At 37.7% G+C, this 16,706-nt stretch carries 15 protein-coding genes; all 15 read right to left on the bottom strand.

Translation table 11 applies throughout. From position 1 onward, the window contains the following. Positions 1–114 precede the first annotated feature (114 nt). The 15 genes from AC6F34_RS09565 to yfmF all read right to left on the bottom strand — a co-directional run bounded on the left by AC6F34_RS09565 (position 115) and on the right by yfmF (position 16,428). Positions 115–981, bottom strand: coding sequence for a 2-oxoacid:ferredoxin oxidoreductase subunit beta (locus AC6F34_RS09565; RefSeq protein ID WP_500771439.1), 867 nt, complete (start codon positions 979–981; stop codon positions 115–117). Further along, positions 982–2,718 (bottom strand): 2-oxoacid:acceptor oxidoreductase subunit alpha, encoded by a 1,737-nt coding sequence (locus tag AC6F34_RS09560; RefSeq protein WP_500771437.1) that lies wholly within the window; start codon positions 2,716–2,718, stop codon positions 982–984. A gap of 212 nt (positions 2,719–2,930) precedes the next feature. After that, positions 2,931–3,857, bottom strand: a complete 927-nt coding sequence (locus AC6F34_RS09555; RefSeq protein WP_500771435.1) for a dipeptidase — start codon at positions 3,855–3,857, stop codon at positions 2,931–2,933. Positions 3,858–4,025: 168 nt separating this feature from the next. Next, positions 4,026–4,286 (bottom strand): stage V sporulation protein SpoVS, encoded by a 261-nt coding sequence (gene spoVS, locus AC6F34_RS09550; RefSeq protein ID WP_003211281.1) that lies wholly within the window; start codon positions 4,284–4,286, stop codon positions 4,026–4,028. Between the two features lie 135 nt (positions 4,287–4,421). Then, positions 4,422–5,219: a TIGR00282 family metallophosphoesterase gene (locus AC6F34_RS09545; protein ID WP_500771431.1), complete on the bottom strand. Its 798-nt coding sequence runs from the start codon at positions 5,217–5,219 to the stop codon at positions 4,422–4,424. A 72-nt stretch (positions 5,220–5,291) separates the two neighbouring features. After that, entirely contained in the window at positions 5,292–6,854 is a 1,563-nt protein-coding gene (gene rny / locus AC6F34_RS09540; protein WP_500771429.1) for a ribonuclease Y, read from the bottom strand. Between the two features lie 399 nt (positions 6,855–7,253). Then, entirely contained in the window at positions 7,254–8,294 is a 1,041-nt protein-coding gene (gene recA, locus AC6F34_RS09535; protein ID WP_500771427.1) for a recombinase RecA, read from the bottom strand. Positions 8,295–8,790: 496 nt separating this feature from the next. Then, positions 8,791–10,029, bottom strand: coding sequence for a competence/damage-inducible protein A (locus AC6F34_RS09530; RefSeq protein ID WP_500771425.1), 1,239 nt, complete (start codon positions 10,027–10,029; stop codon positions 8,791–8,793). Between the two features lie 14 nt (positions 10,030–10,043). Next, positions 10,044–10,622, bottom strand: coding sequence for a CDP-diacylglycerol--glycerol-3-phosphate 3-phosphatidyltransferase (pgsA, locus tag AC6F34_RS09525; RefSeq protein ID WP_500771424.1), 579 nt, complete (start codon positions 10,620–10,622; stop codon positions 10,044–10,046). Between the two features lie 113 nt (positions 10,623–10,735). Further along, positions 10,736–11,623: a helix-turn-helix domain-containing protein gene (locus AC6F34_RS09520; RefSeq protein WP_500771422.1), complete on the bottom strand. Its 888-nt coding sequence runs from the start codon at positions 11,621–11,623 to the stop codon at positions 10,736–10,738. A gap of 20 nt (positions 11,624–11,643) precedes the next feature. Then, the gene (locus tag AC6F34_RS09515; protein WP_500771420.1) at positions 11,644–12,435 is read right to left on the bottom strand and encodes a DUF3388 domain-containing protein; all 792 of its coding nucleotides are present in this window, start codon (positions 12,433–12,435) and stop codon (positions 11,644–11,646) included. A 292-nt stretch (positions 12,436–12,727) separates the two neighbouring features. Further along, positions 12,728–12,973, bottom strand: coding sequence for a DUF3243 domain-containing protein (locus tag AC6F34_RS09510; protein ID WP_500771418.1), 246 nt, complete (start codon positions 12,971–12,973; stop codon positions 12,728–12,730). An 88-nt stretch (positions 12,974–13,061) separates the two neighbouring features. Next, on the bottom strand, positions 13,062–13,790 hold the full coding sequence (gene ymfI, locus AC6F34_RS09505; RefSeq protein ID WP_500771416.1) for an elongation factor P 5-aminopentanone reductase: 729 nt from the start codon (positions 13,788–13,790) through the stop codon (positions 13,062–13,064). A gap of 68 nt (positions 13,791–13,858) precedes the next feature. Further along, positions 13,859–15,148, bottom strand: coding sequence for an EF-P 5-aminopentanol modification-associated protein YfmH (yfmH, locus tag AC6F34_RS09500; protein ID WP_500771414.1), 1,290 nt, complete (start codon positions 15,146–15,148; stop codon positions 13,859–13,861). Beyond that, positions 15,148–16,428 (bottom strand): EF-P 5-aminopentanol modification-associated protein YfmF, encoded by a 1,281-nt coding sequence (gene yfmF, locus AC6F34_RS09495; protein ID WP_500771412.1) that lies wholly within the window; start codon positions 16,426–16,428, stop codon positions 15,148–15,150. Before yfmF ends, yfmH begins: the two co-directional genes overlap by 1 nt. Positions 16,429–16,706: the final 278 nt, after the last annotated feature.

Raw genomic sequence — 16,706 nt, 5'->3', positions numbered from 1 at the left:
TAAAGCCTTCCAACCTTGAAAACAATAGTAGAACTAAAACCGACAATAGACTGTCACTAGTCAGGAAGACAAAGAGAAAGGAAGAACTAATCGAATAGCTCTTCCCCATTTTGATTACATAAATTCAGATACTAACTTATCGAATTTTGCTTGATCTAGCTTTAAGTCAGCATGTGCAAGTGGCTCTTTAGAGAAACCTGTTAATAGCTCTTGGTATGATTTACGTTCTTTATCTTGATAAATTAGTCCAGTAACTAAACCATCATGCTTCATTAATGTTTGCATTGCCAATTCTTTGTTAGAAGAATCATAGCCTTCAACATCAGCAAGCTTCGTTAAGTTTTCTTTAAACCAATCATATGTGTTTATTTTATTGTAAGTCACACAAGGACTAAACACGTTAATCAATGAGAATCCATCATGGTTAATGCCTGCCTCAATTAAAGCCGTTAAGTCTTTTAAGTCCGTTGAAAAGCTTTGTGCCACAAAAGTAGCTCCAGCTGTTAACGCCATTTCCATTGGAGAAATAGCTTGCTCAATCGAACCTGCAGGCGTGGATTTGGTTTTAAATCCAGTTGCCGAACGTGGGGACGTTTGACCTTTCGTTAAGCCATAAATTTGGTTATCCATTACTATGTACGTAATGTTTACATTACGACGGATTGCATGAATCGTATGCCCCATCCCAATCGCAAATCCATCCCCGTCACCACCAGATGCAATGACTGTTAAGTCTCTATTCGCCATTTTCACACCTTGAGCGATTGGAAGTGAACGCCCATGAATTCCATGAAAACCGTATGAATTAATATAGCCTGAAATACGACCAGAACAGCCAATTCCCGAAATCACTGCTAATTTTTCTGGCTCAAGTCCAACATTAGCTGCAGCACGTTGTATTGCTGCTTGTACGGAGAAGTCTCCACAGCCAGGGCACCAGTTTGGTTTTACATTATTACGAAAATCTTTAAATGTCGCCATTTAGAACAACTCCTTGCATTTAGTATGAACTTCATTCGGCAAGAAAGGATTTCCGTCGTACTTCAATACTTTATGAATCTTTTGTGCATGACCGACATTCATTTTCATAATATTGGCTAATTGACCTGTCGCATTGTTTTCGATAACGACGACTTTCTGTGCTGATTGAACAAGTGGTAAGACTTCATCTGTTGGGAATGGGTGAATCAAACGAATTTGTGCATGGTTTACTTTCAGCCCATCTGCCTCTAAGCGTCCGATAGCTTCTTCAATAACACCACGTGTTGAGTTAAAGCCAACCAGTAATATATCTGCTTCTTCATGAGGAGCATATTTATAGACTGGTGTATTAAAACGGATATTCTCAACTTTTCTAAAGCGCTTGTTCATTTGATCATTACGATTTTGAGCAGACTCAGATGGCTTCCCTGTTTCATCATGCTCAACACCAGTTACATGGTGAATACCATGTTTCATTCCTGGTATGACACGAGGTGAAACACCATCTTCAGTTACTTCATACCTTTTGTAATACTCTTTACTATCAATTTCTGGCAAGTCACCAGATTGTAACTTTCCACGACGAATTTCAACTTGTTCTAAACTTAATGGTTCTACAGTTTGCTTTCCTAAAGATAGCTGTAGGTCAGATAAAATAATGACCGGGCATTGGTATTCTTCAGCTAAGTTAAACGCCTCAGCTGTATCATAAAATGCTTCTTGAACCGTACTTGGTGCCATGACAATCTTAGGGATTTCTCCATGTGTTCCATAGATCATCGCCATTAAATCCGATTGCTCTTGTTTTGTTGGTAAACCTGTAGAAGGGCCACCACGCTGAGTATCAATGATGACTAATGGTGTTTCAGTAATACCCGAAAGCCCAATAGCTTCCATCTTTAAGGATAACCCAGGACCTGCAGAAGCTGTGAAAGCTCGAACTCCCCCATAATTGGCACCAATCGCCATCGTTACTGCTGCGATCTCATCCTCTGTTTGAATAACTGTACCACCAAAATCAGGAAGTTTTTTAATTAAGTATTCCATAATTTCTGAAGCTGGTGTTATTGGATATGCTGCCATAAAACGTGATCCAGCAGCAAGAGCTCCTAAAGCAATGGCATCGTTTCCAATCATAAACATACGCTTATTACCATCTGCTTTCTCTAATTCCATTAATCCTGCTTTTCCTTCAATCGCCTCAGTTGTATAATCATAGCCAGCTTTAATTGCGGCCATATTATTATCAACAACCGCTTGTCCTTTACGACCAAAGATTTCTTGTACAACCTCTTCAAATAAGCGCATATCTAAATTCAAGATTGAGCATGTTGAACCAATTGCTACCATGTTCTTCATTAGTGAAGTCCCAAGGTCTGTAGCGATTTGTGTAAATGGAACAGAAATCAATCTTGCATTTGTATCTTCTGGTTTCGTCGGATTGAATTTTGCATCTGCGATAATGACACCGTTATCATGAAGCTCTTTGTAGTTTAAATCAATAGTTTCTTGGTCGAATGCAACCAAAATATCTAAATCATCTGAGATGGAACGTATTTGAGTTGTGCTAACACGAATCTTGTTGTTTGTATGACCGCCTTTAATTCGTGATGAGAAGTGGCGGTAACCATACAAATAATAGCCTTGGCGATTTAATGCGATTGAAAAGATTTCTCCTGTACTTTCAATCCCTTCCCCTTGCTGTCCGCCAACTTTCCATGAAAGTTGATTGATCATTTCCTACACCCCTTTAAACACATCAAAATTATGTATTTTTAAAATTCCTTAAAGATTGAGAAAAGTATCTACTTTTTAAATAAAAAAGTGAGGTACTAAACGCTTTCAATTCTAGACCTAACATGTGAAAATTGCAACCCTTTCACCTCAAATAATGTTCCGATTGTCAATATTTTCGGATTATTCACACAACCATAGTGAAAACCCCTTCATTACCTTCTCGGGTAGCGATTCACGAAATTTTTATACATAAATCTCTTTACTTGTTCTTCAGAATAATGCTTTAACAGCGCATCATATAAAAGTGGATATCTGCCTGCTGTCTCCAATCCTGTTACAGCATTTGTTGTCCCATCAAAGTCTGATCCAAATGCAACATGGTTTTCACCCCCAAGTGAACACACATGTTCTAAATGTAACAAAATGTCTTTTATACTTGCATCAGCTCGTCCAGTAAGAAATTCAGTCACAAAGGTCAGACCCATGACACTATCCTTTTTAATAAGCGCTTTAATTTGTTCATTTGTCAGATTACGGGGATGATCACAAAGTTTCTTGGCATTTGAGTGAGAGGCGATTGGATAATGACTATACTCCATTACGTCCCAGAAAGCCTTTTCTGATAAATGTGATACATCACACCATGTATTCGTTTCGTTTAACAAATTGACAACTTCCTTACCGAAAGCTGTCAAACCTGCGCCTCTTTCCTCTAGTGCACCATCCGCTACCTCGTTTGCATGATTCCATGTAAGCCCGACCAATGATACTCCTAATCGGAATAAGGTTCTTAACTTTATTAAATCAGTTCCTATTGCTTCACAGCCTTCTAATGTTAAAATAGCGCCAATTTCGTCCTCTTTGAGACTAGTTATGTCATTCTTTGATGTGATTAGTTTTAATTGAGGATTTGGAGTAAGAATTTTTTCATGAAAGATTTCTACCATATGTAGAGCAGCTTGAAAACGTAAATCAGGATGTAGCTCCGTTGGGATGTAGATTGCAAAACATTGGAATTTCACATTCCCTTGATTTATTTCTTTTAAATTTGCCTGTAGCTTTTCACTGCTTTGAAAGAGAATTTGTGGATTCAAAAACATTTTATATAAAACATCGCAGTGAGCATCAAAAATCTTCATTCGGTGGCTCCTTTTTGAAAGTTCTGAATATAACTTTATTATACATGAAGATTGACGTAGCTTACTCTTTTTTATCTTGATGTAAACAGCTATTTTCCTATGAAAAAACAAAAAACTGTAAACAAAATCGGTATGTCCAATTTTGTTTACAGCCCATTCTGTCATGAATTATCTTGGCTCAACAATCAGCTTGATGGCAGTTCTTTCTTCTCCGTCGATTAAGATGTCTGTAAATGCAGGTATACAGATTAAATCGACTCCACTAGGTGCTACAAATCCTCTTGCGATTGCTACTGCCTTTACCGCTTGATTTAATGCACCCGCACCAATTGCCTGGATCTCTGCTGCCCCTCGCTCCCTTAGGACACCAGCAAGCGCACCAGCTACAGAATTAGGATTAGATTTTGCTGAAACTTTTAATATTTCCATACCTAGCTCCTCCTTGTTTTTCCCCCTTGCAATTTATCATTCCATTGCTACTATATTCAGTAGAAAAATAACATATTCCAGCTTGGACAAAAAAAGGAGCTAGGTTTCAAATTATCTTCTAATTTCAAAGGATAATTAAGAATAAAACGGGTGATCCTCATTAATTCGAATTGGTTCGATTTTTACAGCTTTGCCTGTTTTTAAATCACAATCAATAAGAACGGCACTTAGTTGTGTTCTTCCTGTCTTTGGTACTTCAAATCTTGCAGGTAACCCTGTTAAAAAGCGCTTTAGGACGATTTCACGATCCATTCCTAATATCCCATCATATGGTCCTGTCATCCCCACATCAGCCATAAATGCCGTACCTTCAGGAAGAATACGGTGATCCGCCGTTTGCACATGTGTATGAGTTCCGATCACCGCTGTAACTCTTCCGTCTAGATACCAAGCCATCGCTTGTTTCTCGCTTGTTGCCTCTGCATGAAAGTCTACAAAAATAATCGATGCACGTTCTTTCGCTTCTGCAATTAACTCATCTGCCTTTTGGAAGGGGCATTCATTCGGCACCATAAAAGTTCTTCCTTGCAAACTAATGATCGCTATTTCTTCTTGGTTGTATTTAGAGAAAATCATTCCACGTCCCGGGTTATTTTCAGGAAAATTCGCAGGTCGAACAAGATTTTTTGCACCATCGATGAAATCAAATATTTCTTTATTGTCCCAAGTATGATTCCCTAGTGTGACTGCTTGTGCTCCAGCAGCTAAGAAGGAACGGTATATTTTTTCAGTTATCCCTTTACCGCCCGCAGCATTCTCACCATTGATTATTGTTAGCTGTGGCTTATATTTATCTTTAAGTTTTGGAACATATTCTTGAATCATATCCCTTCCCATTGATCCAACAACATCTCCAACAAATAAAATTCTCATATCATAACTCCTTCTGAAGTTTAAAATGAATATAGACAAAGTCATATATCGACTTTGTCTATACACATCGCATTATTTCGCGTATTCAACCGCTCTTGTTTCTCGAATCACGGTTACTTTAATATGACCAGGGTAATCCAATTCTTCTTCGATTTTTTTGCGAATATCTCTAGCCAATCGATGCGCTTCTAAATCATCAATTTGATCTGGCTTTACTAGAATACGAATTTCTCTTCCAGCTTGTATAGCAAATGATTTCTCTACACCTTCATAGGATTCTGAAATCTCTTCTAGCTTTTCTAAACGACGAATGTAATTTTCTAACGTTTCTCGTCTAGCTCCCGGTCTAGCGGCAGATAATGCATCTGCTGCAGCGACTAAGACAGCAATAATCGAAGTTGGTTCAGAGTCCCCATGATGGGATGCAATACTATTGATGACAATTGGATGCTCCTTGTATTTCGATGCTAATTCAACACCGATTTCTACATGGCTACCTTCCACTTCATGGTCAATTGCCTTACCGATATCATGCAGTAGACCAGCTCTTCTTGCAATTGTTTCATCTTGACCTAACTCAGCTGCTAACATTCCAGCTAATTGAGCCACTTCAATTGAGTGCTTTAGAACATTTTGTCCATAGCTTGTTCTGAACTTCAGACGACCTAAGATTTTGATTAAGTCAGGGTGTAAACCGTGAACACCAACCTCAAATGTCGTTTGTTCCCCAATTTCGCGAATATGCTCATCTACTTCTCTTCGAGCCTTATCAACCATTTCTTCAATACGGGCTGGATGAATTCGTCCATCTTGTACAAGTTTATCTAGAGCTAATCGAGCAGTTTCACGACGAATCGGATCAAAGCCAGATAAAATTACTGCTTCTGGAGTATCATCGATGATTAAGTCAATTCCCGTTAATGTTTCTAGCGTACGGATGTTTCGACCTTCTCTTCCGATAATACGACCCTTCATCTCGTCGTTCGGGAGGTTCACAACTGATACGGTTGTTTCAGCTACGTGATCTGCTGCACAACGTTGAATCGCAAGTGATAAAATCTCTTTTGCCTTCTTGTCAGCATCTTCCTTCGCTCTTGTTTCGCTCTCTTTGACCATGATTGCTACATCATGAGCAACTTCTTGTTCCGTTCTCTCTAAAATGATGGATTTTGCCTCTTCACGAGTTAAGCTTGAGATTCGCTCTAGCTCCGCTTGCTGCAATTGAACCATCTTGTCCACTTTGCTTTCCATCTCTTCAATATGCTGTTGTTTTTTATTTAGAGAATCGTCCCTCTTTTCTAAAATAGATTCACGTTTATCTAACGACTCATCTTTACGATCTAGATTCTCTTCTTTTTGTAGTAAACGATTTTCTTGTTTTTGTAGTTCATTTCTACGTTCGCGAATTTCACGTTCAGCTTCTGTTCGTTGCTTGTGAATCTCATCTTTTGCCTCTAATAACGCTTCCTTTTTAGAAGCATCTGCTTCACGCTTGGCATCTTCTAAAATTTGCTCTGCAGCATCTTTAGCTCCAGCAATCTTAGTTTCAGAAATTGTTTTACGTCCAAAATATCCAACAATAGCACCGACGATAAGGATAAGCAAACCGGAGATGATTAAAATTAATATGTCCATCATTTCACCTCCTCTTGCTATGAAATTGTTTTCGTAGTACGTTTCCAAAGTGTTACATGTACATTATCATGAATATACATCCTTTTAGCTTCTAAAAAACGTTTTAATACTTATAAAAAATTGTAAAATATACAAGTTTAATTGTAAGGCTGTGAAAATTCATTGTCAAGGGGTTGACATACCAGCATTTTCTTAGAAATCATACAGTTATGCTCTTGACAACTCTTTTATCATCTACTTTACAGTTATACAGTTTATCCAATTTAGAAAAGGTTTAGACTTTTGCTTTACATATAGTAATTTATCATATACCTTTTATTCGGTATTTACATAGAGAAAAACTGCACCCCACAATGCAGAAATCGCCTTACAATCGGGGTGCAGCTACATATAGTTTGCTTAATCTAGTAAATCCATTTCTTCCTGCTCTTCATCTGGATTCACAAAATGATCGCCATCAAGTCCGAAATGGTTTCGGATCTTTTGCTGAATCTCATTGCGAAGTTCGATGTTTTCTTTTAAGAATAACTTCGCATTTTCACGTCCTTGTCCAAGACGCTCATCATTGTATGAATACCAAGAACCACTCTTCTGAATAATATCATGCTCTGAACCTAGGTCGATGATTTCTCCCTCTCTTGAGATTCCTTCCCCATACATGATATCCACTTCTGCTACACGGAAAGGTGGTGCTACTTTATTCTTTACAACTTTAATTTTCGTTTTGTTTCCAACGATGTCATTGCCCTGCTTTAACGCTTCTGCACGACGAACTTCTAGACGAATCGTTGAGTAGAATTTAAGTGCACGTCCACCAGGAGTAGTCTCTGGGTTTCCAAACATAACACCGACTTTTTCACGGATTTGGTTTATAAAAATTGCGATTGTTTTTGATTTGTTGATCGCACCAGAAAGCTTACGTAATGCCTGTGACATTAATCGCGCTTGTAAACCAACGTGTGAATCACCCATTTCTCCTTCAATCTCCGCTTTCGGTACAAGTGCAGCAACAGAGTCAATAACTAAAATATCGACCGCTCCACTTCGCACAAGCGCTTCAGCAATCTCTAGCGCTTGCTCACCTGTATCAGGCTGAGATAGTAATAGCTCATCAATATTAACACCTAATTTTTGAGCATATACGGGGTCAAGTGCGTGCTCTGCATCAATAAATGCCGCTTGTCCACCTGCTGCTTGCACCTCTGCAATCGCATGTAGTGCAACTGTTGTTTTACCCGAGCTCTCTGGTCCATAGGTTTCAATAATACGCCCACGAGGATAGCCACCTATTCCAAGTGCTGTATCAAGTGTTATTGAACCACTTGGAATTGAAGAAACCTTCTGTTCTGCCTGCTCTCCCAATTTCATGATTGAACCTTTACCAAATTGCTTTTCTATTTGCTTTAACGCCATTTCTAATGCGGCTTGACGATCACTCACTATTATTTCCTCCCTCAAAAAACTCTTAACTTTTCTCTTAAAATCTATCTTTACTATAAACGTTTTCACATCGTTTGTCGAGCAAAAAGTCGAACATTTATTCGTTTTTTATCAAACCGTAATCTTTTTTCAAAATCGCATAATTACAGTTGCTTCTTTTATTTTTCAGTAAATACTCATTAGAAATTAAAAAAACAGGAAGAGTTCAGAAAAATACATCTACCAGACAAAAAAAGATAATCCTAGATTATCTCAGACTGTCGACAAACGCATGCATACGTCGTTGTTTGTCAAGTTCATCCCTTCATGAACCGGGTGTTCTACTCGGGTCTTCACTTTACTGTACGCCTAGTCTGACAAGCGTTTACAAGACAGTCTGGGGGTTTCACCTATTATTAAAAAGTCCTCTAAAAACATGTAGACAAAGTCGGAAATCGACTTTGTCTACAATCTCAAAGATAATCCTAGATTATCTATTTAAAACGAATTTTATTGTTTACCTTTTTAAATACTTCATCAAATGGTGACAGCCGAATTTCACTGTACGCTTTCGAATCGCAGCACGCGAACCTGGTAAGCTTAATTCCACACTGACTGGCTTTAAGCCTTTTTTATATAATCCGATGTAGACTGTTCCTGGAACTTTACCTTCCAATGGCTCCGGTCCAGCAACACCTGTAAAGCTTATCCCAATATCTGCTCCCATTAATTCAGCAACATTCTTGGCAAGCTCTTTTGCGCAAGCAGCACTTACAACTCCATGTTGGTCGACCGTTTCTTTTGCAACATGTAAAACATTCATCTTCACTTCTGTTGCATAGCAAATGACACCGCCAACTAATAATTCCCCTGCACCTGGAATTGAAGTTAACTCCTGTTGAAACATGCCACCTGTTAAACTCTCAGCTACTGCAATGTTTAAGTCCTGATCTTTTAAAAGCTTAGTTAGTTCATTCATAAGAGAAGAATCGTCGTAACCATAAACGAATTCCGGAAAGCGACGGCAAATCTCTTGATCCATATTATCAATTAAACGCAGCGCTTCTTTTCGATCACTGTGTTTTGCTGTAATCCTAATTGTTACTTCTCCATCCGACGCTAATGGGGCAATTGTTGGATTCGTTTGAGCATCAATTAAATCTTCTAATTCTGATTCTAGTTGAGCTTCACCAATCCCAAAAAATCTCACAACTCTTGATAAAATCATCTCATCTTGACCGAATAAACGATTTAATGTGGCACGTGCATATTTGCTAAACATCGGTTCCATTTCACTTGGCGGGCCAGGAAGGAGCATATATAGCTTACTCCCCTTTTGATAAACCATTCCAGGAGCCATACCGTGGTCATTCTTCAGCACATACGCCCCGTTCAAAACAAGCGCTTGCTTCTTATTATTATCTGTCATTTTTCGATTGACACGTTTAAAGTATTCAGTGATTGAATTCATTGCCTCGTCATCCATGACAAGTTTCTCCTGCAAGTGGTTTGAGATCGTTTCTTTCGTTAAATCATCTTTTGTTGGACCTAATCCCCCAGTAAAGATTAACATATCTGAACGACTCTCAGCGATTTCAATAGCTTGTTTTAATCGATGTGGATTATCTCCAACGACAGTATGTGTGTATACATCAATACCCATTTCTGCAAGCTCTCTCGAAATATAACGTGCATTTGTGTTTACGATTTGACCTAGTAAAAGTTCAGAGCCTACCGCAATAATTTCTGCATTCATCCTATTCACGCTCTCTATTTAGAATTCTTAAACGCTTGCCAATTTTTCGCAAAATAGTCCCATCCAGACCAAACAGTAAAGAAGGTCGCAACCCATAGTGCTATTTGATCAAATGGAAGACCTATTAAGGCAAAGATTGCATTGTTTAAGAGCAAGGCAGAAATCGCGATAATTTGCGTCCAAGTTTTAATCTTTCCAAGCATATTCGCAGCTACAACTTCTCCAGTACCTGCTAAGATAAGACGTAACCCTGTTACTGCAAACTCTCGACTAATGATGATGATGACAATCCAAGCTGCGGCGTAATTAAGCTCAACAAGTACAATAAGCGCAGCTGATACAAGTAATTTATCTGCAAGTGGATCTAAAAACTTACCAAGGTTTGTAACTTGGTTGTATTTTCTAGCAAAATAACCATCAATCCAATCTGTTGTTGAAGCAATGATAAAAATCATTGCACCTACAAAATGGGCTATTGGCAACTCCGCTCCTAATAAGCGCATTTCTCCCCAAGAAAAGGGATCTAGCATAATAATGATAAAAAGTGGTATAAGCAAAATTCGTGAGACTGTAATCTTATTAGGCAGATTCATATGTTTACCTCCAAAAATATCCTTATTTGTTAATCTCGGTGACTGTTATATTCTTTCATTCATTTCACAGGAAAATAGTCACCTATTACAGATGACTATTTCCCATGTTAACACTACTCTTCGTCTTGAACGAATCGGATCAATATATTCTGAGTAACAACGTCACTAGGCGTAAGTTCATATTCAATAAGCTCATCATTTACATAGATTTCTGTATCTAATGAACGGCCAATGACTAGAGAAGCGACTTCTTCACCTTCACTAAGATAGTCGATTACATGCTCTACCTTGCCGTCAACATTTAGCTCACCTTGGTATAAAGAGGCATTCGCACTATTCTTCATATTTACCCAAGTTCTTCCTGTTGAAACCAATTTTACTTGAAAAGCATCCGCATTTCGAACTTCGTAGACAGTATTATTTCCATTTGTCTCAACAACTTCTACTTGCTGTTGTGGCACTTCAGGCTCCTGTTCTACAGGATCTTCTTCCACGTTTGGTTGTTCCTCTTCAGACTCATCCTCAGGGTCAGGATCTGGTATATTCGATTCTACATTCACTCCAGGTGTATTAGAATCATCACTAATAGTATTTTGATTGTTCATTGCGTGTTTTTCATAAAAATAATAGATCACTGCGACGATTCCAATAATAAACACGGCTATTAGGATTTTCGGTAAAATATCAAAAAACTTAGAAGTTACTCCAGATATATTTTTTCGTGATTGAACACGTGATAGTTTTTCTGGAATGTCCTCATTATGTGTTGAAGGAACGTCGTTCTTAAATTGATCAAAAACTTGATCAGGATCTAAATCCACTGCTTCAGCATATTGTTTTATAAACGCACGAACATAGAATTTCCCAGGCATCACACTATAATTGCCTTCTTCAATTCCAATTAAATATCGCTTTTGAATTTTTGTAATCGCCTGTAAATCATCTAAGCTTAATCCTTTTTCTTCACGGGCTTCTTTTAAGTAATTCCCTAATTCAGTCATTTTCAACACCTTCCAGCTTACTAAAAATCAAAATCGCCAAATGCTGACTCACTGAATAAATTGTTCTTTTCAACAATATCATATTTAATCTCTTCATCAGCATCATGTCGCAATTCAATTATGTAATCAAAATCATTCATTGTATATTCCGTATTTTGAACGAATATATCAGGATGCTCAATGACTTTCACCGCAGGCAATCTCATGATCTCCCTAACTAACTGCCAGTGTCGCTCATTGGCACGACGAGTAGAAACAATTCCATCGATAATAAATAGATTATTCTCGTTGTATTCATCCTCGATTAATTGGTTTCGAATCGTCTGTTTCAACAGTGTTGAAGAAACGAATAGCCATCGCTTATTTGCACATACGCTGGAAGCTACAATAGATTCAGTCTTTCCTACACGTGGCATTCCGCGAATACCAATCAGCTTATGGCCATCTTGTTTGAATAACTCAGCCATGAAATCAACTAATAGGCCGAGCTCGTCCCTCTCAAAACGGAACGTTTTCTTGTCGTCTGCATCCCTTTGGATATAACGACCGTGGCGAACTGCTAAGCGATCACGTAGCTTTGGCTCTCTGATCTTTATCACTCTAATTGTATCCATTGTATGCAAAATAGATTCAAGACGCTGTATCTGCTTGTCTTCCTTTGCAAGGATCAGCAAGCCGCGCCTTCCTTCATCTACACCGTTAATTGTTACGATATTTATTGATAGCATACCTAGCAAAGAGGATATATCCCCTAATAGACCAGGTCTGTTTTTCATAATTTCATATTCGAGGTACCATTCTTTTTTTTCCATATATGAAGGCCTCCTTTTTTGAAGGAATCACCCTTCAAGTTCTATATGTTCAATTATTATTTTTCCATACTAAAACCATCAATTCATCTAGATTCTATCATATATGATTTCCAATAAAGATGAAAGGAAAAACACGTACGATCTAGTAGGAAAATGAAAAAAAGATAGCTGTTACCATAAATCCTTTATTGAATCAGTTTTCAGTTATGTAAAAATCGTAAATTTGAATAGAAAAAGGGTTTTGGAACACATGATTCCGAAACCCTTTTTCATACTTTATAAAGATTTTCCTTTATTTTTGAACAAGTTTAACCATCATGTTCGCAATTGCGTGTTGCTCTTCTTCATTAGCTACTGACCATAAATCTGCAAGGATTTTCTCTTGATCATTTTTAGGCTCCACTGACTTCGATAAATAATCCCCGATTTCAAATGCAAGATTATTAATGGTAGAATGATCCAATCCTTGTTCTTCACCATGGTGTAACCTCTCACCTAAAAAGTCCTTCCATTGTTGCCAATTGTCTAATACGGACATCTGAACAGCCTCCTTTTTCATAGTACATCTATATTTTGGAGCGAAGAATCATTAATTATGCACAAATGCCGCTGTTTATTTTTAACTATTATGTATACCAACCACCATTAACTGCGATCACCTGGCCGGTAATATAAGATGCTTGATTAGATAATAGAAAATGGGCAACGTCTGCTATTTCAGTAGCTTTTCCAAACTTCCCCATTGGAATCTCAGCTAATAATAGATCCACATCTTCTGTATCAAAATCTCGCATCATCGAAGTATCTATAGCACCTGGAGCAATGGCGTTAACACGAATACCATTTAAGGCCGTCTCCTTACTCAAAGCTTTTACGAAGGCAATTTGTGCACCCTTCGCAGCAGAATAGACAGCTTCACATGCTCCGCCAGTTTGACCCCATATGGAAGAGATTATGACGATTGCACTTTTGTGATTTTTATATAGCTTTGGCAATAGCTCTTTTGTTAACTTAATCGGAGACACGGCATGCAGTACCATTTGCTCATCAATATCAGCATCAGTATGATCAATAAGCAGACCATACTTTGCCGATCCGCTATTATGTACAATTCCATATAAAGAATATACTTCACTTGCAATTTTTTTTGCTGCTTCAGGTTTGGAAAGATCTGCTTGTATAGGGATATACTCTCCACCAAACGACGACAAGTCGTTAACTATTGATCTGATTGCGTCTTTGTTTTGATTGTAATGCAAATATAATGAATATCCTGCTTCAGCAAGCCTGAAAGCAACTGCTTGCCCAATTCCCCCACTAGCACCTGTTATTAACACAAATTTATGCTTTGACATTTTCTTCTCCCTTTTCTTACGGTAACTTGGAAAGGCTGAACCATATGGAACAGCCCACACCGACCGATTTATGACTTAGGGACTACTTGACATACCGTGAAGCGTTCCTCAGCAATTAGCTCAGCCGAAAGTCTCTTAACATCCTCTAATTTAATCGTTTCAAGCATTGGCACGACATGAAATAAATCCATATCATTAAATGCATACCTTGTGAATTGATTTGCAATATATTCAGGCGAATTGACGGCTCTTAAAAATGCACCAATCTTCTTCTTTTTTGCTCGTTCAATTGCCTCTTCAGTAAATTTCCCTTCTTTACCATCTGTTAATAAAATCTCTTTGATCGCATCTGCAAGCGCATCAGCATCTGATGTGTCTCCCCCAATTGCAGCAAAGCCAAAACCGCTTTCCTGGGTATAATCATAGGAAAATGTTTGATCAATTAATCCTTTTTCATATAAATCACTATAATGCTGTGAGCTTTTCCCTAATAAGACATCAAGCATAATATTAATGGAAAGCTCTGTTCTTAGCATTTCCTCTCCTGATAAATGTGGAGCATGCGATTTTATACCGACCATACATTTTGATGATTGAACATTCATCTCAAGTACTTCTTTTTTCTTAGCAACCTCATTTGGTTCACTTTCAAACATGCGCTTTACTTCTGGTTGTTCTTTGAATTCTCTTTTTTCTTGATTGTCACGTACAAGTTTCATTGTTTCGTTCGGGTCAACTGGTCCAACGATAAAGAAGAGCATATTACTCGGGTGATAAAAAGTGTGATAGCATTCATATAGCATATCCTTTGTGATCTTACCGATCGAATCAATTGTACCTGCAATATCGATTTTGACTGGATGGTGATGATACATGTTCGCAATTAACCCGAAATATAAACGCCAATCCGCATTATCATCATACATTGTAATTTCTTGTCCGATGATTCCTTTTTCCTTTTCAACCGTTTCCTCTGTGAAGTAAGGTTCTTGGACAAAATCCAATAATGTCTCTAAATTTTTCTCGACATCGGAAGTACTTGAAAACAAATATGCGGTTCTTGTAAACGAGGTAAATGCATTAGCTGATGCACCTTGCTTGCTGAACTTTTGAAAAACATCTCCATCCTCTTTTTCAAATAATTTATGTTCAAGGAAATGTGCAATACCATCAGGAACTTTAACGTATTCGTCTTTTCCTAGAGGAAGGAAATGATTGTCGACCGATCCATACTTCGTTGTAAATGTTGCAAACGTCTTGTTGAAACCTTTTTTTGGCAAAATGTATACATCAAGCCCATTAGGTAGCTTTTCATAATAAAGTTCTTCTTGAAGTTGTGAAAATTGTATTCTTTCCATTATCTTTCCTCCTTTCTTGTTAGGAAATAGATTGTATCGAGTTCGACTTGCTTAGCGGCATTTATGACTTCCTCTTTCGTTACTTTTTCCATGTTTTCGAGCCATTCATTCATGGGTACGGAGGAATCTGACACAACGCTATGATAGAGAACTTCAGCAGTTCCTCTAGCTGTATCAATTGTTTCAAGCATCTGGTTGCGGATTACAGCTTTAGTTTGATCCATCTGATCATCTGTAAAATTACCATTTCTCATCTCTTGTAATTGCTCTTCAATAATCTTAACTGCTTGATCATATGCATTATTGTCTATACCTGACATAACCATCATTAACCCTTTATGACTCTCTAAACGACTTGCGACATAGTAGGCAAGGCTCGCTTTTTCTCGGACATTTATGAATAGCTTCGAATGAGAAAATCCACCAAAAATACCATTCATCAATTGCAATGCATAGTAGCCTTCATCCCCATAGTAAATATTAGTTCGATATCCTATATTCAGCTTCCCTTGTTTTAAATCTTGCTCTTCACGTACAATATGTGGAGTTTCTTTCTTTTTCAGATAGGATGTTGCCTTTTCTCTCTTTTTCACTTCATTCCTAAAGATGAACAACTCTTTCGCATATTCTTCCACTTCTTTTACATCCACGTCTCCAATGACGTAAAAGTCAATCTGGTCGTTAGCTAAGGAATCTTCGTAATAGGAGAATAGATCCTCTGTAGTAATACCATCCACCTCATCGAAATTTCCATTAACGTGTAATGCATATTCTTCTCCTTGACACATTTCTTCAACGAGGCGAAAGTTTGCATATCGCATTTTGTCATCTTGCAACGCTTGAATTTTTTGCTTTAACGTTCTCTTTTCTTTTAAAACGGTTTCTTCGTTAAATGCTCCATTTGCTGCATTTGGATTTAACATAATTTCAGATAAAAATGAAAATGCTCGCTTTAAAAGCGGTGTTGTATCAGACAAGTATTTTTCATTTGCGATTTCTACACTTGCTGATAAAATATGTTCTTCACCTTTTTTTGAAAGGTCAGTGAAAAAAGATGCACCATAGCATTCATCTAAGTATGATCGTAATGAGGCTGTAGTCGGATACTTTAAACTATTTGCTTGTAATACCTGTGTTAATAATGCTCGCTTTGTCACATTTTCGTGATTTAAAGGGGCGCGCATTTTCCATACCAATAAGTTGGTTTTATACTTCTTCGTATCAATTACATGTAGAGTTAGTCCATTCGCTTCTATAATTGTTTCATTCAACAATGACATCTGCCATCCTCCTTTTCATCCTTCCGTATTATTATATGAAATAACGGTCATCCTTATTTTTCACATGTTCAATTCATTTCAATCATATGCTAGCCATTCCCAGCAATCAAGCAAATAGTTTTTTGGAAAATTGATTATGATTCTCTTGTAAACAATATGTAAAAGCAATTCAACTACCTTTGATATTTTCAGTTGTTACTGTCTGAATAGAATTCAACAATACATAGATTAATAACCTATAAAATAACTCTTTGACCATTCCACAACTATACTATGGA

Source organism: Niallia sp. CD-39 (assembly GCF_059874745.1).
This window is presented reverse-complemented; position numbering and strand designations above follow the sequence as displayed.

Bases quoted from the DNA above. Each gene is read 5' to 3' on its own strand.
- AC6F34_RS09565 (WP_500771439.1), bottom strand. From the start codon at position 981: ATGGCGACATTTAAAGATTTTCGTAATAATGTAAAACCAAACTGGTGC.
- AC6F34_RS09560 (WP_500771437.1), bottom strand. From the start codon at position 2,718: ATGATCAATCAACTTTCATGGAAAGTTGGCGGACAGCAAGGGGAAGGG.
- AC6F34_RS09555 (WP_500771435.1), bottom strand. From the start codon at position 3,857: ATGAAGATTTTTGATGCTCACTGCGATGTTTTATATAAAATGTTTTTG.
- spoVS (WP_003211281.1), bottom strand. From the start codon at position 4,286: ATGGAAATATTAAAAGTTTCAGCAAAATCTAATCCTAATTCTGTAGCT.
- AC6F34_RS09545 (WP_500771431.1), bottom strand. From the start codon at position 5,219: ATGAGAATTTTATTTGTTGGAGATGTTGTTGGATCAATGGGAAGGGAT.
- rny (WP_500771429.1), bottom strand. From the start codon at position 6,854: ATGGACATATTAATTTTAATCATCTCCGGTTTGCTTATCCTTATCGTC.
- AC6F34_RS09530 (WP_500771425.1), bottom strand. From the start codon at position 10,029: ATGAATGCAGAAATTATTGCGGTAGGCTCTGAACTTTTACTAGGTCAA.
- pgsA (WP_500771424.1), bottom strand. From the start codon at position 10,622: ATGAATCTGCCTAATAAGATTACAGTCTCACGAATTTTGCTTATACCA.
- AC6F34_RS09520 (WP_500771422.1), bottom strand. From the start codon at position 11,623: ATGACTGAATTAGGGAATTACTTAAAAGAAGCCCGTGAAGAAAAAGGA.
- AC6F34_RS09515 (WP_500771420.1), bottom strand. From the start codon at position 12,435: ATGGAAAAAAAAGAATGGTACCTCGAATATGAAATTATGAAAAACAGA.
- AC6F34_RS09510 (WP_500771418.1), bottom strand. From the start codon at position 12,973: ATGTCCGTATTAGACAATTGGCAACAATGGAAGGACTTTTTAGGTGAG.
- ymfI (WP_500771416.1), bottom strand. From the start codon at position 13,790: ATGTCAAAGCATAAATTTGTGTTAATAACAGGTGCTAGTGGGGGAATT.
- yfmH (WP_500771414.1), bottom strand. From the start codon at position 15,148: ATGGAAAGAATACAATTTTCACAACTTCAAGAAGAACTTTATTATGAA.
- yfmF (WP_500771412.1), bottom strand. From the start codon at position 16,428: ATGTCATTGTTGAATGAAACAATTATAGAAGCGAATGGACTAACTCTA.